This is a genomic window from Pedobacter sp. Leaf194 (assembly GCF_001423945.1).
Classification (GTDB): Bacteria; Bacteroidota; Bacteroidia; order Sphingobacteriales; family Sphingobacteriaceae; genus Pedobacter.
This window is the reverse complement of record NZ_LMPU01000009.1, coordinates 21,871-43,058: the sequence shown is the minus strand read 5'-3', so window position 1 is coordinate 43,058 and position 21,188 is coordinate 21,871. Positions and strand designations below refer to the sequence as shown.

General features: G+C 39.4%; 20 protein-coding genes. 12 read left to right on the top strand and 8 right to left on the bottom strand.

Annotation, left to right across the window (positions count from 1 at the left end; genetic code table 11):
- Window position 1 precedes the first annotated feature (1 nt).
- Both ASG14_RS10480 and ASG14_RS10475 read left to right on the top strand, forming a co-directional pair.
- Window positions 2-256 (top strand): hypothetical protein, encoded by a 255-nt coding sequence (locus ASG14_RS10480; RefSeq protein ID WP_056871027.1) that lies wholly within the window; start codon window positions 2-4, stop codon window positions 254-256.
- A gap of 8 nt (window positions 257-264) precedes the next feature.
- Window positions 265-1,971: an alpha-amylase family protein gene (locus tag ASG14_RS10475; RefSeq protein ID WP_082491513.1), complete on the top strand. Its 1,707-nt coding sequence runs from the start codon at window positions 265-267 to the stop codon at window positions 1,969-1,971.
- A 47-nt stretch (window positions 1,972-2,018) separates the two neighbouring features.
- Here ASG14_RS10475 and ASG14_RS20260 read toward each other — a convergent pair whose 3' ends face one another.
- Window positions 2,019-2,162 carry a hypothetical protein gene (locus ASG14_RS20260; RefSeq protein ID WP_157274902.1) on the bottom strand — a complete coding sequence of 48 codons (144 nt, stop codon included), beginning with the start codon at window positions 2,160-2,162 and terminating at the stop codon, window positions 2,019-2,021.
- A 279-nt stretch (window positions 2,163-2,441) separates the two neighbouring features.
- Between ASG14_RS20260 and ASG14_RS10470 the strand changes: the two genes are divergently transcribed.
- Window positions 2,442-4,442: a PAS domain S-box protein gene (locus tag ASG14_RS10470; RefSeq protein WP_056871026.1), complete on the top strand. Its 2,001-nt coding sequence runs from the start codon at window positions 2,442-2,444 to the stop codon at window positions 4,440-4,442.
- Between the two features lie 180 nt (window positions 4,443-4,622).
- A complete protein-coding gene (locus ASG14_RS10465; protein ID WP_056871025.1) occupies window positions 4,623-5,510 on the top strand; it encodes a beta-1,6-N-acetylglucosaminyltransferase in 888 nt (295 codons plus the stop codon).
- A gap of 243 nt (window positions 5,511-5,753) precedes the next feature.
- Here the strand turns inward: ASG14_RS10465 and ASG14_RS10460 are convergent, their stop codons facing one another.
- A complete protein-coding gene (locus ASG14_RS10460; RefSeq protein WP_056871024.1) occupies window positions 5,754-6,035 on the bottom strand; it encodes a hypothetical protein in 282 nt (93 codons plus the stop codon).
- A 428-nt stretch (window positions 6,036-6,463) separates the two neighbouring features.
- Here ASG14_RS10460 and ASG14_RS10455 point away from each other — a divergent pair, with 428 nt between their 5' ends.
- The 3 genes from ASG14_RS10455 (at window position 6,464) to ASG14_RS10440 (ending at window position 10,420) form a co-directional block, all read left to right on the top strand.
- Window positions 6,464-7,870, top strand: coding sequence for a DASH family cryptochrome (locus ASG14_RS10455; protein WP_056871023.1), 1,407 nt, complete (start codon window positions 6,464-6,466; stop codon window positions 7,868-7,870).
- Window positions 7,871-8,191: 321 nt separating this feature from the next.
- Window positions 8,192-9,091, top strand: coding sequence for a hypothetical protein (locus ASG14_RS10445; RefSeq protein WP_056871021.1), 900 nt, complete (start codon window positions 8,192-8,194; stop codon window positions 9,089-9,091).
- 210 nt (window positions 9,092-9,301) lie between these two features.
- Window positions 9,302-10,420 carry a Gfo/Idh/MocA family protein gene (locus tag ASG14_RS10440; RefSeq protein WP_056871020.1) on the top strand — a complete coding sequence of 373 codons (1,119 nt, stop codon included), beginning with the start codon at window positions 9,302-9,304 and terminating at the stop codon, window positions 10,418-10,420.
- Window positions 10,421-10,424: 4 nt separating this feature from the next.
- Here the strand turns inward: ASG14_RS10440 and ASG14_RS10435 are convergent, their stop codons facing one another.
- Entirely contained in the window at window positions 10,425-11,750 is a 1,326-nt protein-coding gene (locus ASG14_RS10435) for a serine hydrolase (RefSeq protein ID WP_056871019.1), read from the bottom strand.
- 464 nt (window positions 11,751-12,214) lie between these two features.
- Here ASG14_RS10435 and ASG14_RS10425 point away from each other — a divergent pair, with 464 nt between their 5' ends.
- Entirely contained in the window at window positions 12,215-13,150 is a 936-nt protein-coding gene (locus ASG14_RS10425) for a glycosyltransferase family 2 protein (protein ID WP_162238729.1), read from the top strand.
- Between the two features lie 135 nt (window positions 13,151-13,285).
- Here ASG14_RS10425 and ASG14_RS10420 read toward each other — a convergent pair whose 3' ends face one another.
- Window positions 13,286-13,798, bottom strand: coding sequence for a hypothetical protein (locus tag ASG14_RS10420; protein WP_056871016.1), 513 nt, complete (start codon window positions 13,796-13,798; stop codon window positions 13,286-13,288).
- Window positions 13,799-14,026: 228 nt separating this feature from the next.
- On the opposite strand from ASG14_RS10420, the gene ASG14_RS10415 reads away from it, so the two are divergent.
- Complete coding sequence (locus ASG14_RS10415; protein ID WP_056871015.1) at window positions 14,027-15,322, top strand: esterase-like activity of phytase family protein; 1,296 nt, start codon at window positions 14,027-14,029, stop codon at window positions 15,320-15,322.
- 218 nt (window positions 15,323-15,540) lie between these two features.
- Window positions 15,541-16,839, top strand: a complete 1,299-nt coding sequence (locus ASG14_RS10410) for an Ig-like domain-containing protein (RefSeq protein WP_056871014.1) — start codon at window positions 15,541-15,543, stop codon at window positions 16,837-16,839.
- A 39-nt stretch (window positions 16,840-16,878) separates the two neighbouring features.
- Here ASG14_RS10410 and ASG14_RS10405 read toward each other — a convergent pair whose 3' ends face one another.
- On the bottom strand, window positions 16,879-17,418 hold the full coding sequence (locus tag ASG14_RS10405; protein WP_056871013.1) for a hypothetical protein: 540 nt from the start codon (window positions 17,416-17,418) through the stop codon (window positions 16,879-16,881).
- 388 nt (window positions 17,419-17,806) lie between these two features.
- On the opposite strand from ASG14_RS10405, the gene ASG14_RS10400 reads away from it, so the two are divergent.
- On the top strand, window positions 17,807-18,208 hold the full coding sequence (locus ASG14_RS10400) for a DUF1801 domain-containing protein (RefSeq protein ID WP_056871012.1): 402 nt from the start codon (window positions 17,807-17,809) through the stop codon (window positions 18,206-18,208).
- A gap of 317 nt (window positions 18,209-18,525) precedes the next feature.
- On the opposite strand, the gene ASG14_RS10395 is transcribed toward ASG14_RS10400, so the two are convergent.
- The 3 genes from ASG14_RS10395 to ASG14_RS10385 all read right to left on the bottom strand — a co-directional run bounded on the left by ASG14_RS10395 (window position 18,526) and on the right by ASG14_RS10385 (window position 20,449).
- Entirely contained in the window at window positions 18,526-18,993 is a 468-nt protein-coding gene (locus tag ASG14_RS10395) for a hypothetical protein (protein ID WP_157274901.1), read from the bottom strand.
- A gap of 212 nt (window positions 18,994-19,205) precedes the next feature.
- Window positions 19,206-19,667 carry a hypothetical protein gene (locus tag ASG14_RS10390; protein WP_056871010.1) on the bottom strand — a complete coding sequence of 154 codons (462 nt, stop codon included), beginning with the start codon at window positions 19,665-19,667 and terminating at the stop codon, window positions 19,206-19,208.
- A gap of 302 nt (window positions 19,668-19,969) precedes the next feature.
- Window positions 19,970-20,449: a DUF3885 domain-containing protein gene (locus ASG14_RS10385; RefSeq protein WP_056871009.1), complete on the bottom strand. Its 480-nt coding sequence runs from the start codon at window positions 20,447-20,449 to the stop codon at window positions 19,970-19,972.
- Between the two features lie 270 nt (window positions 20,450-20,719).
- Here ASG14_RS10385 and ASG14_RS10380 point away from each other — a divergent pair, with 270 nt between their 5' ends.
- On the top strand, window positions 20,720-21,157 hold the full coding sequence (locus ASG14_RS10380; RefSeq protein WP_056871008.1) for a hypothetical protein: 438 nt from the start codon (window positions 20,720-20,722) through the stop codon (window positions 21,155-21,157).
- The last annotated feature ends 31 nt before the right edge of the window (window positions 21,158-21,188 follow it).

The following is a 21,188-nucleotide window of genomic DNA, read 5'->3' as shown; positions in this document are numbered from 1 at the left end:
CTTGGAAATTATGAAAATGCATTTTTTAACTTTACTGTTTTCAGCATTAACATTCGGTGCTTTTGGCCAGGTGCCAACCGGTACCAACCAACGCACTACGAGTGATACTTTGCTCAAGAAAAGTGTGCCAAAAGCAAATAAGTATAGTGAAAAAGCAAATAAATGGCCAAAACCTGATAGCTTAAAGGCTAAGAAAGTCAAACCTAAAGCGATAAAAAAGTATCCAAAGAAAAAAGTTGACTCAGCAACTAACTAAGTTCTGCTATGCCACAATCGAAACTTAAAAGCTGGATAAGGCCCCTCATTTTCTATTTTACTACAGCTTTAACCGTTAGCTTAAACGCTTGCAAACAAGATGATACTAAAGAACCCGTCGAAATTGTTCCGAAGTGGTACAGCAACAGCATCATTTACAATCTTGATGTAGACAGTTACCAGGATAGCAACGCAGATGGCACGGGTGATTTCAATGGTTTAATTTCCAGGCTGCCATACCTAGCTTCCCTCGGCGTCGACGTAATCTGGCTTTCTCCCTTTCAGCCATCGCCAGACATGGATGACGGTTATGATGTTAGTGATTATTACAGCATTGATAAGCGATTTGGCTCTATGGCAGATTTTGAACGTTTTATGGCGGCTGCAAAATCTCACAAAATTAAAATTGTGATGGACATGGTGTTGAACCATACCTCCATAGAGCATCCCTGGTTTAAAGCTTCCCGCTCTGATAGTACCGGTAAATTCCGCTCAAGGTATAGCTGGAGTTCAAAAAAACCGAAAGATTTTGATAAGGGAATGGCTTTTGAAGGGGTGCAAACTGAAACGTGGACCTATGATGAAATTGCTAAAAAATATTATTTCCACCGCTTTTACAATTTTCAGCCCGACTTAAACTACCAAAATAAGGAAGTGCAGCGGGAGGCCGTTAAAATACTACAGTTTTGGAGTGCAAAGGGCATTAAGGGTTTTCGGCTTGATGCTGTACCCTTTATAATTGACGTGCCAGAATCCGGCGCTGAAAATCCTCAGCACATGTTCGGTGTGCTCGATTTGTTGGTTAATGCCGTAAAATCAATCGACCCAGATGCCTTGTTACTTGGAGAAGCAAATGTAGAACCGACAGAAAACGAAGACTATTTCGGGGCGAAAGGACAGCGTTTATCAATGATGTTTAATTTTTACGCAAATCAGTATCTTTTTTATGCACTGGCGGATGAAAATCCTGCGCATTTTGTGAAGGCATTAATGGATACCAAAGAAAAGCCCGCTGATTCTCAATGGGCATTCTTCCTAAGGAATCACGACGAAATAGATCTTGGCAGGCTTAACAAAATGCAGCGCAACAAGGTGTACAGCAAATTCGGTCCGGAGAATAATATGCAACTTTACAATAGGGGCATAAGGCGTAGGCTTGCACCCATGCTCAGTAACGCTGCAAAGTTGAAAATGGCCTATAGCTTGCTATATTCCCTTCCGGGTACACCGGTAATACGTTCTGGTGAGGAAATCGGGATGGGAGATGACTTAACTTTACCTGAGCGCCTTTCGGTTAGGACACCGATGCAATGGAACACTTCGCTAAACGCTGGTTTCAGTACTTCGAAACACACTTTCAGGCCGGTAATTTCAATGGGTAATTACAGCTATAACACTATCAACGTGGAAACAGAAGAAGGTGAAAAGTCTTCACTGTTAAACCACATTAAGAAGCTGATTTCAATTAGAAAAAAATGCCCGGAGATTGGAACTGCAAACTGGCAGATTCTCGATTGCCGGAACAACGCAATATTGGCTATTTCTTACCAAAATGGACTTATAGCTATACACAACTTTACGGCAAAAAAACAACAATTCGCCTTGAATCTTCAAAAGCAGGCAATTAATTTATTAAGCCCAACTAACTCAACCTTAAACACAGAGCATCTAAATTTAGAGCCTTATGGTTCCTTATGGCTTAAATTGAAAGAGTAATCAGGTCTTCTTAATTTTAACAGGAATTGCGGAATGTGCAAATACTGTTATTTAATATCTTCCGGGTCCAGTTCATTTCCTTCCTCATCAACCCGTTGGTTTTCATCCCAATTTGACTGGTCATCGCCTTGAATATTTTCGTTGTCGCCCTGAACTTGCTGTTCTTCTTTTTTCTCTTTTGGATCTGTCATGATTTTTTGGATTAAATTTCTTTGAAAACAAAGTTTTACGCATCCCGGTTTTAAAAATCGTCTTATAGATACAGGCCAAAAGCAACCATCTGTGTTTTTTTCCGTAAGTATTTCTTTAGGGTATGATTAAGCGCTTCTCGGTTAGGTTTGATTATTTCTTCTAACGGGATTAAAAGAATTTTGCCAGCTGATTAAAAGCGATGCCGGTCTTGAATTACAACGAATTTCAAACAAAGTAATGAGTTTTCCGTTTCAGAAAATAGTATTCAAAATTCGCCTATGGATAAGTTTACACATAACATGAATTCACCTGATGCATTTGAACATCGTTTTAAGGCGTTGTCAACTGCTATATCTGGCGTCGTCTACAGTTTCAATCCCGATTGGAGCATCATGTACGAGCTGGATGGCCGTGGATTTTTGTCCGATGTAACTGAACCAACTGCGGATTGGAAAAAACGAAATGTATACCGTGAGGACATCGAAAAAGTTGACAACGCAATCGCCGAAGCCATAAAGAATAAATGCGTTCTAGAGCTTGAGCACAGGGTTCTAAAGGCCGACCGAACTGTTGGCTGGACATTCTCCAGAGCTGTACCCATATTAAATGATAAGGGTGAAATAAAAGAGTGGTTCGGTGTTGCTTCAGACATTACCGAAAGAAAGCTGGCCGAACAGTCTCTCAAAAAGTCGAGAGAAATTCTCGAACAACAAAAGCGAACTTATGAAACCATAATTTCCGGCACGCCCGATTTAATGTATGTTTTCGATTTGAATTACCGTTTCACTTATGCAAATCAGGCGCTTTTACAAATGTGGGGCAAAACCTGGGATGAGGCCGTTGGGAAAGGACTTCTCGAAAACGGCTACGAACCATGGCATGCAGAAATGCATCAGCAGGAAATTGACACGATAAAAACCACCGGAAAATCTATTCGTGGAGAAGTGGCTTTCCCGCACGCAACCTTAGGACGAAGATTGTACGATTATATTTTGAATCCTGTTTTTGATGAGGGGGGTAAAGTAATTGCCGTTTCCGGAACGACAAGAGACGTTACAGAACGCGACCAATGGGAGCAAAAACTGAAACAAAGTGCGGAACGTTTACAGGCCATAAACGAAGAGTTTGCTGCAGTAAATGAGGAGTTGAGTGCGTCAAATGAAGAGATTCTCGCGGTTAATGAAGACCTCGCTAAAGCAAACGCCAATTTAATCTCCGCTCAACAAACCATCGAAGAAGGGAAGTTGGCGCTTCGCCAGGCAATAGAAGCAGCAAATTTCGGTACCTGGTATATTCATCCCAAAACATTGCAATTTGTTACAGATTCCAGGTTGAAAGAACTTTTTGGCTACCTGCCGGATGATAACCTGACTCTAGAAAAAGCTTTGGCCCAAATTACTGATGAATACAGGGATTTGATTGCTGGAAAATTAGAGCATGCTATCTATAGCTTAGGAGATTTCGACGTTACCTATCCTGTTATTGGGCTGCACGACAATAAATTGCGGTGGTTGCGGGCCATTGGTAACCGCATTGCGGAACCGAATGGAGAGGCTTCAGGATTTACCGGTGTAATTATGGACATTACCGACCAAAAGATGGAGGAAATCAGGAAAAACGATTTTATGGGCATGGTGAGTCATGAACTTAAAACACCCTTAACGTCTCTTTCAGCGTACCTGCAACTTTTGGAAATACGGGCAAAAGAAAATCCTGATGATGTAAGTCAAAGAGCCATCTCGAAATCTGTACAGCAAACAAAGCGCATGACAGATATGATTAACGGGTTTCTTGATTTCTCACGACTTGAATCGGCTAAAATAATCATCGAAACGACGCCCTTTGATGTCGCTGAGCTTATAGAAGAGGTAAAGGAGGAAACGAAAATGCTTTATACAACGCATAAATTTATCTTCGCTTCGGTTAAAAGTCAGTTTGTTAGCGCAGACAGGTTAAAGATTGGCCAGGTTTTAGCAAATCTGATAGGAAATGCGGTAAAATATTCCAAACCTGGTTCCCTTATCCAGGTATCTTGTGTCGCCCTCCCAAATGAAGTAAAATTTAGTGTTTGGGATGAAGGTATTGGCATAAAAGCTGATGACCTAAGCAAAATCTTTGAACGGTTTTATAGGGTTGAAAACAATAATCTTATTTCAGGCTTTGGAATAGGTCTGTATGTCTCTTCTGAAATTATCAAAATGCACAAAGGCGCAATCTGGGCTGAAAGTGAAGTAGGAAAAGGCTCTGTTTTTAGTTTTAATTTACCAATCGGCAACTAATTCAAAAGGCGAGCCATTAATTTCCGGCATCCAATCTCCCTTGGGTAATGAATTAGTCGTGAATTTTTTAAACTTTTTACAATTGGGCTATGTTCTCGAAACAACCCGGTCATTTACTAAGCTTATTTTTAGGATTTGGGCCTAATCGTCTGTAACTAATTCCTAAAAACGTCTGCTTATATGCAAAAAGCCTATATAATAATGGCCCATAAGCTTCCGGCTCAGCTTTGTCGGTTAATCGAAAGGCTAAACGATAATTTTTCCTATTTTTTTATTCATCTTGATAAAAAAGCCGATTCAAATGCTTTCAAATGCCTTGATAAGTTTGGCGAAAAGGTTGTATACATCGAACGTTTCGACTCGATATGGGGAAAAACCGGAATTATTAAACCACTTTTAGCCGGCTTTCATGCAATTAAAACTTCTCAATTGCCGTTCGATAGAATCTGTTTACTGAGCGGTCAGGATTACCCTATTAAAAGTAATGAAGCAATTGATCACTTTTTCCAGCATTCCAATTATTCTGTTTTCATAGATTTTTTTGCTATTCCAAATTACCAAAAATGGCCCGGGAGCGACCGTGGTGGCCTTTACCGAGTAGATAAGTATTACTTTGGAGATAAGTGGTACGAGCTTTTCTGCTCCAGAACAGTCAATTTTTTAGCCTCCGGAATACCATGGCTGCGGAGGAAAATTCCTTTGGGAATGAAACCCTTTACAGGTTCAACCTGGTTTATTTTAGATATGTATTTTCTGGACTATATTTTAAACTTCGTTAAAAACCATCCGGAGTATTTAGAATTCCACAAAAATACTTTCGTTGCTGATGAGTTATTTGTACACATGCTAATCGGCAATGCAACTGATAAAAAATTGTTGAATAGCGTAGAAAATGTCGAGAAACATTTCATCATTTGGGAAAGTAACCAGGTTGCCCACCCAAAAGCAATCACGAAATCCGATTTTGAAGCGATTTTAAATACGGATGCATTATTTGCAAGGAAATTTGATGAAAAACTTGATGATGAAATTTTAAACCTCATTGATGAGCGTATCCTTCAGAAATGAAACCGCAAAAGCACTCGATTTTAGCATGGTACAGCATCAAAGGACAAATTTGGTTCCCTTTGATGCTGAAGGGAAAGTTATGAATAAATCCGCAAAAAAAAAAGCTTAAGTCGACCGCAAAAATCTTTACCAAATACTAAAAAATAATTTGGTAAAGATTTTCTGTGCCCTGAATTTGTAGGTTTGTAGAAATAATCAAGTTCACCGGTTAATCGATATTCAACCCAATTTATCACTCGGCTTTTAATCTTCGTGGTATTTCAAATTGCCTTCTTCAACATAAAGGGATGTTTGTTTTTTGGTTAGCGTATTGTAAACAGTATATTTTTCGCCACTTTCTTCAATTAAGGAAATCAGGTTTTTGCGAATGGCTTTCATCCGGTTTTTGTACCTCAGCCGCTTTTCCTCAAGCTCTGAAATTTCAGTTTCTGTAATAGAAGCATCAATGTCGTTATCTATTTCATGTGCCTTTTCAAGCAGTCGTATGTAGTTGTCAAATTGTTCTTGAATGTGCTCAGTCGTCATGGGTTTAAAACGTTTTTTATTTATCGTTGGTTTTCAAAAAATGTTACATCTATCAATTCGAAATTAAATCTATTTTACGGCGATTTCAGCCAAAATGCAAATTTTTTTTGCTTTCTGCATCTCATTCCGGTCCTGTCACTTACATGATTTAGCAGTTCACTCTTCACTATAAATGGAGCAAAGAAAGTAAATGTTGAGGCCTTTCTTATTAGTTTTTTAATATTTAAAGACTTTACTCCTAATTCCAAACCTGAACTGATAGGTTAAAAAAAACCATTTCCCCGGGGTACTGTTAGAGGTATAACAGTAGTTTAATTTAGCAGAGCCGTCAGGTTTCAATCTTCGCAAACGGATTGGAAGATTATAACTGATTTTTGACTGAATTCTTCCTCCGCAGTAATATTATTTATAAAGAAAAGCTTCAATATATGGCAAAACGTGGACTGGTTTGGTTCAAGAATGATTTAAGATTACATGATAATGAAGCCTTAGTTACTGCTAATTTGGATTGCGATGAATTGTTTTTTTGTTACTGTATTGAAAAGAACGATTTTAAAGCTGAAGTATATGGTTTTAAAAGGTATGATGTTGTCAGGTTTAAATTCATCGAGCAATGTGTGTTGGATTTAAGAAATAGCCTCGAAGCCCTCGGCGGCCACCTCATCATTGGTAGCGTTTCTGCCAGCCAAACCATTTCCACGTTGATAAACAAATATGGCATAACCGATGTATATGCCGAGGAGGAGTATGCCAGTTATGAACTAAATCTTGTCGACGAGGTTGTAAAGGCGTTGCCAAATATTAAATTTCATTTTTTTTGGGGAAATACACTTTACCATAAAGATGACATACCCTTCGAAATCGCAAAAATTCCACTTACCAGTAAAGCCTACAGAATCCCTGCGGCAAAGGAATCTGCGCCCAGAGATATCTTTCAACTGCCGACCGTTTTTAAGTGTGCGAAAAAAATAAAAAGTGATTCTTTTCCACCTTACAAGACGTATGGCTATAAAAAACAAGCGTATGAACTTGCAGCGCCACTGGTTCAGGGTGGCGAAACTGCAGCTTTAAAGAGGCTGGAGTATTATACTTTTGGCGCCGAATTGCTAACCGGCTACAGGTGGAGCAGAAATAAGTCGGATGGTTTAGATTATAGTTCCAAATTTTCTCCATATCTGGCTTTGGGCTGTATTTCGCCTAGATTGATATACCAGAAAGTACAGGAATATGAATCAAAAGTTAAGAAAAACCAAAGCACCTGGTGGCTAATATTTGAAATGGTTTGGAGAGATTACTTTACGTTTAAGGCAATGCGCTTCGGAAATGCAATATTTCGAACTAAAGGCTATAAAAATAAAACGATTGCGTGGGAAAATGACCCCGTAAAATTTAAAAAGTGGTGTGCAGGCGAAACAGGCATTCCTTTCATAGATGCGCACATGCGCCAGCTTAACCAGACAGGGTTTATGAGCAACCGCGGCCGGGTAAATTGTGCAAGTTATTTTGTTCACGATCTTAAGATCGACTGGACATGGGGCGCAGCTTATTTCGAGTCGAAATTAATTGATTACGATGTGAGTTCTAACTGGATGAACTGGCATATGCAGGCATTCGAAATTTGGTATACAAATCCTGTTCACCAGTCTAATAAATACAATGCGCAAAATTTTATTCGCAAATGGGTAACCGAGCTTTCAGACAGGAATGATATTGAGGTTTTGGTGCCATGGGATTTTGACATAGATGGATACAGCAAGCCGATTGAAATTTACAAGAAGTGGAGCAGGGCTATTAATTTAATTCATGCTAAGAAAGCTAAAAAAGTTTCAGAATAATGCCTGGCAATTAATTATTTGAAGATAAAGTTGTTGTAATTGGGAAAGTTCGGAAGCATTTCTATGGGCCAAAATCAAATAAACCAACAGGCTCAAGCGTTTATCAGTTCTTAACTTTATTTTGTTTTTTTCATCCCATAAATTGAACTGGAATAATTTTACCTCAGTGACTAATAATAAAATGTCATGGTAGTCCAAATAACCCTCCACTCGAATTTAAAGGCATAATTAACGGTGATTTTCGCATTTTTAAGAAATTGATTTGATTGTTCCGAAAAGGATGTTCAATTTCGCAGTCGAACATCAAACCCTTAATCCGCAATGATCACAGCCCGACACACCGCATTTCTTGCCGCCAGATTACTGGTTTTCGTTTTTTTATTATCGAGTATGAGCAATGGGGCATTTGCGCAGGCTACCGCAGTTAAGGTTGTGCCCGCTGAGCTTAGCGAACTATCCGGACTCTTCATCGCAAAAGAAAACCTGATTTTTGCACATAACGATAGTGGCGATACCTCTCGTTTTTTTGCCATTGATGCCAAAGGCAATTTATTGTCGACTTTATATTTTAAGGGCGATGCTTCGAAAAAACATTTCGGCGTGGTAGATTGTGAGGACATGGCCGGCGGACCAGGCCCTGTAAAAAATAAAAATTACATCTATCTTGGCGACATTGGGGACAATAGCAACAATCGCCCTTATGTTACCGCATATCGTTTCGCCGAGCCGGGCAAGCTGTCTACAAAAATGCAGGTAGAAGGTGAAAAAGTTTTCCTCAAATATCCAAATGGCCCTCAAGATGCGGAAACCTTAATGATCGATCCGGTTTCGAAAGAACTTATCATCATATCAAAAAGACAGGACACGGTTGCGATATATTCAGCTTCGCTTTTTTTCAAGAATGGAGATACCGTAACCATGAAAAAGGAGGGAAGCCTTTTCCTGCCAGGCAAGGGTTTGGCAAAATACGTCGTAGCCGGTGATATATCTCGCGATGGGCGACAAATTTTATTGAAAACTTACTTAAATGTTTATTACTGGGTGCGGGAAGGGAAGGAATCCATTGCTCAGGCACTTAAACGAAAACCAACAAGGCTTCCTTACACTTTAGAACCACAGGGTGAGTCCATTGGGTTTACGCCAGACGGAAAGGCCTACTATTGCATCAGCGAGGGGAAAAACGCAGTCATTTACCGGTACAATACGCCGAAACTTCCTTAACAAATTTAAAACAGGCGCTTTGCCCTTTAACTCTCTGCCCTTTGGGCTGAACTAAGTCTTTTACCTTTAGCAACATGCTAAAATTTTTTAGGGCGAAAACTTAATTTGCCGCTTCACTGTTATCTTTATACAAACCAATAGTTTAGGTAATCTAAATGCCTATTATGCACGTGGTTTGTTAAGCTTCATTTTTAATAGCAGCGGATAATTATGGATACCAGGCGAGACTTTCTGCAAAAATTGGGCGCATCGATAATTCTGATGCAGCTGAACTCCTTAAAAACATTTGGTCAATCTTTAAATCCGGTTCCGCACTACGATGATGGCAAGGTACTCCGGGTGGCTATTATGGGCTTGGGAGGTTATGCTACACGTGTTGCGGAAGCTATGAAAGCCTGCACCAGAGCAAAACTGGTTGGTGTAATTAGTGGTACGCCTTCGAAAATCGAATCATGGCAGACTAAATATGAAATTCCCACAAGCAACTGCTATAATTACGAAAACTTCGATGCGGTACGAAATAACCCAAACATTGATGCGATTTACGTAATCACACCAAATGCTTTGCACCACGATCAGGTTATCCGGGTGGCGAAAGCCGGAAAGCATGTGATTTGCGAAAAACCTATGGCGCTGAACGCAAAAGAGGGGCAGGAGATGATTGATGCCTGTCGCAAAGCGAATGTGAAACTCCTTGTAGGTTACAGGCTGCATTTCGAGCCAAGAACGCTGGAAGTGATTCGGATGAGAAATGCTGGCGACTTTGGTAAAATTAAATTTTTTCAGGGGCAATGTGGCTTCGTGGCTGGCGATCCGAACCAGTGGCGGTTAAACAAGGCGCTTGCCGGCGGCGGAGCATTGATGGATATTGGGATTTATGCCATCAACGGCGCAAGATATATGGTAGGCGAAGAACCGATTTGGGTTTCTGCACAGGAGACCAAAACCGACCCGATAAAATTTAAGGAAGGTGTGGATGAAACCATACAATTTCAGCTGGGTTTTCCAGGAGGTGCTGTAGCCTCTTGCCTGTCTAGCTATAACATTAATCACCTGGATAGATTTTTCCTGAGTGGTGATAAAGGATTTGCTGAAATGCAGCCCTCTACCGGCTATGGGCCCATTAAAGGCAGAACGCATTTGGGCGAAATTTCTCAACCAATCATTACGCAGCAAACTGTTCAAATGGACCAAATGGCGGCCATTTTATTGGAAGATAGTAAGCCAGTAGTGCCTATAGATGGTGCGGAAGGATTGAGAGATCTTAAAATTATAGACGCCATTTATCAGGCTGTAAAAACGGGCAAAAAGGTGTTATTAAACCACTAACATTCTATCGGATAATTACATATCGATAATTTTTACCACCCTGAACAAGGGTCATTTCATGCTTTATACGGTCAAATTTCAGCAGAACATCAAACTGGTCCTGTTTAAAATCATTTCTGGTTACGGCATCCAGGGAAAAAGCAGGTTGGCCAATGGCCTGAGCAACTAAGGTGGTTCCAGACTTTGTAATCAGGATTTTTAAAGGCATTTCTTCACTTTGATAGTTGCCAAGCAATTCATCCAAATCGTTTTCTTTTAGTTGCAGGGGTATTTGGTAAGGATGACCGTAATAAGCTTGTAGCAGGGTAATTAGTACATTATTTAATGGATAATTCATCCCATTCGTGGTGATAATGAAGCTCACGTCATCATCAGGGTTAACGTACATTGCACTGTAACTGCCGTAAGTACCGCCATTGTGACCCAAAAGAATTTTTTTATAAAACGGTGCACTTAGCAGCCCCATTCCCATGGTATTTTTACCAGTAAAAGTCTTCATCAAATGGTAACTCTGTGTGCTAACCAACTTTCCATGAACAAGTGCATCAATAAATATTGACAAATCTTGAGGGGTAGAGAGGATGTCACCTACGCCAATAGTATTTGGAAAATAGATGTCTTCAACCGGAATCCAGGAAACATTAAAGACGTAAGGGCTGGCTTCCAACGGCTGGCTACTATTTTTGGTTGATGATATGGTACTTTTAAGTCCAATTTTATCGATTATTCGCTTTTGCAAGGCTGCCTGATAACTTTTGCCGGTTACTTTCTCTATAATATAACCAAGTAATAAAAAGCCGCCATTGGAATATTGCTGTTTCGTTCCTGGCTCGAAATGTGGTTTAACCCTAGCAATTTTATCAAGTAATTCTGCTTTAGTATGTGGCGCCTTAATCCATTCCATATTTTCATTCACATGATCCGAAAGGCCGCTGGTGTGACTGAGAAGCTGCGCTATAGTGATTCGGTCTGCATTAGGCATCTCAGGAAAAAACATAGAGAGCTTACTATCTAATGAGATTTTTTTTTCCTCAATCAGTTGAAATATCATCACTGCTGTGAACGTCTTTGAAATTGAACCAATTCGATATTGGGTTTGCAGTGTTGCCGACACCGGCTTATCAGCAGCAATCTGGCTATAACCAACAACTTTCTGGTAGATGGGCTTCCCACCCTTAGCAATCAGGACACTACCCATAACCTGGTTGTTAGCAGAAACTGCGTTGAAAAAGCTATCCAGTTTTGCTTTATTTAGGTTTTGAGCCTCGCTGTAATAAGCAATGAGGGTCAGCAAAAAGGCAATAATAAGAGAGATTCTTTGATAGTTCATAGTGTAGATGATGGTCTCACAAGATAAACTTTTAGACGAACATCATTTGTACGATAACTTATCCAATTGGAAAATTAAGAATTTAAGTTATTCAAAAACTATCGTAAAATTCTGTCAGTCAACGTTATAAATGGTATATTCTCTTGCTAAACGCTTAGCTGCATACCATTGAAAACCAACTCGCTTTGTCAACAATGCGGGTTCTACGCATGTATTTTGGGTATAAGTCACCTAAACTCAGTCAGCCGAAAAAGCGTATTAGAAAAAATGAAACACAAGTTAATCAACAAGATTTCACCGGTAAGCCAGCTGATAAGATTGTCGGTTGGTCAGTTCATAAGGTTTATGGTTGTAATCATTGGAAACTTCAACTTCGCAGCAAAAGCGCTCGCTAGATTCATTAAGACGCCATCAAAAATCAATTTTTACAATTATCAATTTCCCAATATCAAAGCATGAAAAACATGAAAGTCATCGCCGTCATTGTTACTTTTAACCGCTTAAATCTTCTTAAAAAATGTATTGGCCAAATAGAAAAGCAAACCAGGAAAGCTGATTTAGTCATCGTGATCAACAACGGATCAACAGATGGTACGGCATCCTGGCTAAATAATCAGGGAATTCTCGCCTATCATCAGCAGAATGAAGGCGGTGCAGGCGGATTTTCTTCCGGAATTTCAAAAGCATATCACCACGGTGCAGATTGGATTTGGATGATGGACGATGACACCATTCCAGAAGAACATGCGTTAGAAATGCTGCTCGCTGCTTTGGTGAATCTGCAAAGCAACCAACAACATGTTGGATTCCTTTCAAGTAAGATTCTGTGGACTGACAACAACATACACGAGATGAACAGGACTTATCGTTTAATGGATAAGAAAAAGATTGCGAGGTTATCTTTAACACAGCAACATCAGCTTCCACTCATACAGTTTGGCACATTTGTTTCCATGTTGCTTTCGGCAAGAGCCGTTGAACGTGTTGGCTTACCAATTAAAGAATTTTTCATCTGGAATGATGATGTAGAGTATTCAAAGCGAATTATTAAAAATGGCCTGGCAGGCTTAGCTGTAGAACACAGCATAGCGATACACGAAACGCCCATCAATCATTTAAGCAGTGTTTTCAAAGATACGCACGAGCATATTTGGAAATATGAATATGGCCTAAGAAACGAACTGTTTACAAAACGGATGCATAACGGCGAACTTCAGTTTTGGGTTACCTGGATACATAGAATGTTTATTATGCCATTTCGTATTGTCATTAATCGGAAAACACATCGCTGGCCATTTATAAAAACCATCTGGAATACCAGTTTAAAGGCAGTAAATTTTAAGCCTACCATCGAATGGGTTAAAAAAGAGGATGATAGAATAGCGCTCGAAAAACTTTGAAACTACGCTCTGCACTAAATTGAGATCATCGACATGTAATTCCTTAGTTTTCGAAGCCATTTTGGGAATGCCGTCTGAATAATGTTAACAGGCAATTTCAATGCAGTAATTCGCAAACGATGACATCTTCTCGTGCTAATTCGCGGGCAGATAATATTGCTTAAGGTGGATGGTTTGAGCTCCAGCAGAAACGCCGCCTGCCTGCAGAACAAGATCGGCTTGAACGAGCCACCGCTCCGGCAAGCCATCTTTCGCTGCAATTCTTCGCCCTATTATTTTCCCGTCGACAGGCAACATTACACTTGAGTAACAGGTGGGGCAATTGTTTTGATATTTTACTCGCCCTGCCAGCATATCTTCTTTGGTTAAGGTAAAGCTGTTCCCAATCATCGGTGCCATCATGTAGAGCGAAAAAGCGGCGTAATCAATGCTCGTATGGGCCCAGAAAACCCGGTATTGACCGGTTGTTAAATTCAATTTTATACCATCCATACCCGCATTATCAGCATATAAAAAACTGCAGTTTGTAGTTAACGAACATGCAGTTAAATCGGTTTCGGTAGGCAGATTTTCTTCAGCCGGATCTTGTTTTCTACAGCCACCAAAAAGCATAATAATAACAGTTAAAAATAGCAGGGCGTTTCTCATAGTTTGTTTTTTATTCCTTATACGGCACGAATAAAAATAACGCTACGAATAAGTGATTAAGAAATTGTTAAGTTTTCGATAACTCAGAAGAAAGGAAAATGTCTTTTCGAGGTTGCATCATCTCCTAAGGTGAATTGCCAGGCATCAGGCGGTTAGATTAGTTATTCCGCCATTAACGCAGTGTTAATATTTAGTTGCGTGATTTGTAGAACTGACAAATAAATTAAAATGAAGAAAGAAATTACAATACTTGCGCTTGCATTTAGTATGGGTATGGTTGGATGTAAGAAAAATTCAAACAGCCCTTCACAGGAAATTGCATATCCCGATGTAGCTGAAGCATCAGACCCTGCTGTTTTATTCACGACATCAAATGGCGTTAAGGTTTACAATGGCGGCTTCGGTTCTGCAGTAGCTTCTGACCCGAACGATCCGACGATATTTTACATGCTAACTGATAGAGGCTCTAACGTAGCCGGGCAGCTTGCCAATTCGATTATTATTGGAAAACCAGACTTTACCCCGCAAATTGGCAAATTTAGATTAAAGGATGGTAAGTTGGTTTTGGAACAAACGATAATGCTCAAAAATGCTGCTGGTGACAGGTTGAACGGTATCCCGAATCCGGTGGGCATGGGTGCATCAGGGGAAACGGCTTACGATTTAAACGGACAGGCGATTCCGCCAAGCGCCGACGGCATCGATTCTGAAGGTTTGGTGAGGGCTTCCGACGGCAGTTTTTGGATTAGTGATGAATACGGTCCTCATATAGTCCATTTCGACGCAAGCGGAAAAACAATTGAGCGGATTAATCCTTTCGGTAGTGGAACTGGTGGCAGAAAAATACCGGCTGTTTTTGCCAATAGAAGGCCAAACCGTGGCATGGAAGGCCTTGCGATAACCCCTGATGGGAAAACGCTTGTTGGCATGATGCAGTCGCCGATGTATAATCCATCAAAAGCAGCTGTAGCGAGTTCGATGGTATTGAGGATTCTAACTTTTGATATTGCTACAGGAGCAACTAAACAATATGCTTACCTAATGGATAACACCACATTAACAGGAGTAAGCGATATTGTCGCCGTTAATGCCACAACTTTTTTAACCATTGAGCGGGACGGACTATTTGGGGGTGATATAACCAACCCGGCGGCATTTAAAAAGGTATTTAAAATAGACATCAGTACAGCGACTGATATTTCTGATGTGGCAAATGGCTCCACAGGGAAGTTGTATGGCGGTAAAACCGTGGAAGAACTGAATAATGTTGCCGGCTTAACAGCTGCAGGCATTGCTCCGGTTACAAAAACATTAGTGCTGGATTTATTAAAGGATTTGCCATCAGTTTATCCTCATGACAAGGCTGAAGGGCTGGTCCTGCTGCCAGGAAATATTCTGGTAATTTCTAACGACGACGATTTCGGTGTTGTAGACAATGGAGCAAGTGGCTTTGCACAAAAAATTCTCCCTTTAACTAAATCGGTAGACCGAAACCGTCTTTACTTTGTTAAGATAAAACTGTAGAGGAGGCCCTACAGGGAAAAAGAATTTTTTTTTAAGCACCTGATTAGATTTAAGAACAGTTTTTCCTATGAAAAAATTAAGTAGAGTCTAATCCTGTTTAAAAACAACCATGCATGCAAAGGAATCTCGCTAACGTTTTTCGCTGTAGCGGGAATCTTTTTTTCATTCATTAATTTCAAAAGCATGCAACTAATGGTCGATAAACTTGTCCTTTAGTCATGAGGACACTGATTTTTTTTATTTTTATTTTCACTTTTAATGTTGGTTCAGCGCAAACCCAATCAAATAATGTAATTACTACTGATATTGAAAATTTCTGGAATGCTTATGATCAAATAAAATCCACTAAAGACAGTGTTAAGAAATTTGAAATTCTTAATTCGGTTTTCATTTCAAGGGGAACGCCCGGCCTCAAAGCACTAATGGCTGCGAGATCATATACCGATAAATCCTTCATTGATGCTATCGAAAAATACCCGATGTACTGGAAGTCGATACGGAGGGACATGTTTAAAGCTAAAAATTATTCTGCCGAAATTGCTGATAATATAGGAAAGTTAAAAATCATATATCCCGCTTTAAAGCCTGCGAAAATCTATTTTACAGTTGGTGCTTTCAGGTCTGGCGGTACTACCTTAGATAGCCTTGTTCTAATTGGAAGTGAAATTGCAATGGCGGATAAGAATGCCTATACGAAAGAATTCGAAGCAACAAATCCAAGTCTGGCAAGCTACTTAAAAACAAGGCCAATAAACTCGCTGGTTTTCACAAATGTCCACGAGTATGTACATACGCAGCAGAAAACGACTATAGCCCAGAACCTTTTAGGACAATGTGTTTTGGAAGGCGTTGCTGAGTTTATTGCTGAGCAGGCAACAGGAAAACCTTCTAATCTTCCAGCCCTGGCTTACGGTAATGCAAACAAAAAGCATGTTGCAGAAATATTCGCTTCACAAATGCTTAATACATCAAGTGGTTTCTGGCTTTATAGTAATGCAGATAACGAGTTCAAAATTAGAGATTTAGGCTACTATGTTGGCTATGCGATTTGTAAAGGAAATTACAATAACGCTTCTGACAAGATGAAGTCGATAAAAGAAATGATTGAATTAGATTATAACAATCGGGATAGTCTGCTATTTTTTGCAGAACGATCCGGTTATTTTGAGGAGTCTGTAACTGAATTAGCTAAAAAATATGAGATAAGTAGGCCAATGGTAACCGGAATCGCTCAGCTCAAGGGTACAAAATTGAACGTATCTACAAAAATATTAACGATAAACTTTTCCGAAGCCATGGATACAAGATTTCGAAACTTTGAATTAGGTCCACTGGGAGCAGAGGGTGTTTTAAAAATTAAGAAAATGCTTGGGTTTTCTGATGATGGGCGAACGTTAAGTTTTGAGGTTGATTTAGATAAAAACAAGCATTATCAATTAATTGTAGGTGATGGATTCCGTAATTTGAAAGGCATCTCCTTAAAACCTTATCTAATTGATTTCACAACGGAAATTTGACAATGCCAATCTATTGTCCGTGTCATTTAATTCGTGTGTTCAACTATCAGCCAAATTCTTAAGTGCTTCCTTGTATAGCATTTCATCTCCCTTATTCATCACGCTAAGCAGGTTCGCCTTTTCAGCGAGGTACACCCTGGCAAAACCTTTATCGTGTTGAACAATCGATTTAGTGTTGTCAATAAGGTCGCAGTATTTAACCGATTGGCTATTTCTGTTTATTTTCGACAAGCGTTCCACCTCCATTGCTTTTCGCTGCTTTCTGTTGAAGTTTGGATAATCGGCGGATATGAACTTATCCGTAAGATCCCATGTTCCCTGAAGGATAAAGTCTATCTCGTTTGGGCTGTAGCCATATTCCTGTAAGGCGGTGCGGAGTTCAGCGTCGGTGCAAGCCGTATCCTCAAATAAATCATGGCATAGGCCAATTTCATAACCTAAAATTAATTGATGTGCTTCGGCGCATTCAGCAACGGCCACTAAATGAACGGTATATGGCTCACCGGTATACTTTCTTTTCTGCTCGCCGTGTTGCACTGTTACAAAGTTCAATAATTTTTCCTGGCGTTTCGTTCTCATATCTTAATTAAACAGCTTTCGTTAATTTTAAGTTCTCGTGTTATAAAACAATCTTTCATTTTCACCTGTTTGATTATTATGGCATTTAAAACAGCAATTATAGTAGGCGTAACGATTGGCCTTATCTCCTTTTTTGGAATACGAAAAATTATTAACGATCAACAGGTACCGGCAAGTGTGTAATTTGCCTTAGTTGAAACTGACATCATTTGTTTGCTCATTTTAAAAACAGATCCAGTTAAGCAACTCGGCAAAATGTATAAGGATTAATAACTCCAAAAACGCTTTAATAAGCCGGTTATTGAATTATCTTTAGCTCAGCAAGACAAAATCCCAAAACTTACACAACAACATTTGTTTATGTTCCACACATACCTAAATATTAATCATGTCGGAAGAAATTCAGCTAAATCATGAAGTGACAGCTGTTTTGGATGGCCTGAACCATCCGTTTAGAAATGAAATTGAACAACTGAGGATTTACATTTTATCCGCAAACACAGGTTTGGGAGAAAATTTAAAATGGAATGGTCCAAATTATTCCTTTGATAACGAAGACAGAATTACGATGAGAATTCAGCCTCCCAAAAAAGAAGTACGACTTGTTTTTCACAGAGGAGCAAAAAAGCAGCCACAACCGAAACAAAAATTAATTTCAAATAAAAGCGAAATGTTGGTTTGGAAAGACAATAGCCGGGCAGTTATAACTTTTAAAGGTTTACCGGAGATCGAAAAGGGGCAACAAATGCTGGCAGACATCGTGAATGAATGGTTAGAAGCGTCGAGATAAATCCATATTAAGGTCAACTAAACAAACATCTGCTACGAGCTCCGTTGCAATCTTTAACCAATCAATTTTAGCCCTTTGTTTTCGATTTAAAGGGGGAGAGGCAGAAAAATTAGGACCACAACATTTCTAAGGTTTTAGCACGAAACTATTCCTTATCTCGTCGATTCGCTCTAAATCATATAATAATCGAAATACCTGAAACTTACATGTAGCCCGATTACCATAACGTTGATTAATCAGTATACCTGCAGAGGATAAAATGTAGACAGGAAAGAACTAAAGATAATGGGTAGTTATTATCTTCTTCCTTTCGTTATTCAGTGTTCCTCAATCCAGAAATCAGCGGCCATGCCCTTGTTGTCCAATTTAATTACTAAGAAAATAGGGTCGATCATTGACCAACCGACAGGATATAGCATCAATGTGTCGGGCTGGGCGTTTAAGCGTATAAAGGCGTCAATTCTGTCAGTACCTCGATCATTATTTTTTTGTTTTAAGTTTTCTTTGTTAGAAAAAGATAGTGAATCTGGAATTTCCATCCCCTTCGGAAGTCTATTTTCTATGCCTTCTTTATATGGTTTGCCTAATAAAGCCAATACTGAATCCCTGGTAATACCGGTTTTCAAGCGATTTTCCAAAAGGTCCTTTGTCATGTGAGCTCGTGGGTTTTTGGTATCATTTACATCACTGCTTTTCAGCCAGATTTCTTTGTCGAATTTCCTCTCCGCGTTGCAGGATAGCATCATACATAGGAAAAAGATAAGGACGTAATTCAGGTTGGTCATTTTTCGGTTCAGCGATTTTGTTTTACATTATTACACGCACGGCTCCAAGACTTACGATGTTGGCGGCTGGAAATAATTTCTTATGCAATATAACAGGTTAAAGATAATTTCCCGCCAATTTGTGAAAATTTGTCATGTAACCACTCGCTATTGCACAATCCAATTTATTGGTGTATGAGGCAATCCAATCGTTTTTTCGATCGAACGATTTGTTAAATAAGATATAACACTCTCCTTATATCGTTATCGTCGTCATTGAAGACCTGAAAATAGTAAAAACTCCCTTTCAAGATTTTGTCATCGGCGAAATCTTGTAATTTCGTGCCCTTTTTTCTCGTTTCGTGAAGCCCTTTCCAGTCATTTCTAAAAACGTATAAAGAGGGTGGTGTGTCATCGAGATTTTTATCCAGGGCACTCAAACGTTTGAAAATATGATCGATTTTCTTTTTTTTGGATTTCAAGTGGAATACTAATTCTACGGTAAAAGGCAAATCAAGCTCTTCGATAATGGCCCTTGCGTGAATATAACACGCTACGCCGCCGCTAAACCAAGCAGCTCGATGTGAAAAATCTCTACTGATTTCGTCAATATGCAAGTCGTTAAATCGCTGCCAGGATCCATCATTGATTACATTTAGAAGCCAGGTTCTAATGGTCGCCTTTATGCCTTTCATAATAGATATTCATTCAATAAGTGAGACAAGATACATGAAAATAAGCCTTTCTTTAGTTTGTCATTGTCGTGCTGATATTTATCCCACATACCTGTTATAACTTGATTTTATCGGTTAAAAAAAACGTTCGTTTTTACACAAAGCGTAAATTTCGAATTATTTGCGTAGTAAAATCTATCTTTTTTATGATTTAAAATTCATTTGTAGATAGCTTCCGTTTCGATGAATATGGATTGATGTTTAGTTTCGGCTTAGATGCAATAGTCGTAAGGAACAATCTCGAAATCGACTGAAATTTATGGCTAACTTCCGACCTGTAGGCGCTGCGTGATTTCAGGTCTGTTTAATTCTAAGATGAGATTTGTAAGTTTTTTATAGTATTTTCCTAATAACTCAGCGTTGGGCGAAATTAGGTCGCATCCCCGATCATCATACATTAATGTCACTGTTTGTTTCGTCAAATTGAGAACATAAACTTCACCCTCTATAAATGGTCGCCTATTAAAATCCATGTTGGCAATCCCTAAGTAAATGGCATTGAAGTTGATGTATGCTGCTCTATCACCAATGATGACTTGACAAGATCTGTCGCCTTTACGATTTGGCCACTCGTTGTAAATGCTGGTTTTGTTCCTCTTGAATTGCATGCTAGCCGAACTGGCTTCGAACTGTTTCAATAAATAGCTGTACTTTCTAATCTTGCGCCGCTTAAAAACATAAATTTGGTGGAGTATCAAAATTTCATCATCGCTATTAATTGTCACATCATGTATTTCTCCCATGTTGTTTAACAAGATAAAATTTTTCCTCCTTTTAAAAGCACCCTCCGATCTGCCGAAGTACGCCCTCCTTCATTTTTATTTGGATAAACGGTGATCATGTATGAGCACAGGTCAGATTCTAACTGAAGCATCTAATGAATGCAACTAGCGCTTTTTTAATGCAATTAAGAAATACTACACACTAAGGAATGTGATGAAACTACAAGCCACGCAATTTGAATTGAACGAAATGAACGAGCGTTTGCTTAAAGATGGTTCGTAATTTCGAATATGGTCCACGCGTTTTGCAATAACAAATCTATACGCGTTCTCACATTTATCTTACTAGCATCTGCTTTCTTAACCCAGGCATTTGCTCAGAATCTTGTTGGCTGTGGCAAGCAAGGTGGCACAATGATTTATTATCAGCGAAATGGTAATGGTAGTGGATTGAATTTCCTGCTACCACGTTATGATGCCCCATTTTCTACATTTACGGCTAATACCGCAATCTGCCCGAGGTTTACAACTGTTTCAATTTACTCACCAGCCACTGCATGCTGTATCGGTGGCACTGATTGCACAAACAACATCCTCTACAATTTTACAAACATACCTTGCCCATTGGATGATTATGCGCCGATATTAGTTCTGTCCGTTGGTGCAATCGGCTTATTTGCAGTTAGAAGAAATGGCAAAAGAATTGTGCTGCGGGTGTGTAAGCAGTAAGGTGTCGTCTCCAATAGCTGAATAGGAATCC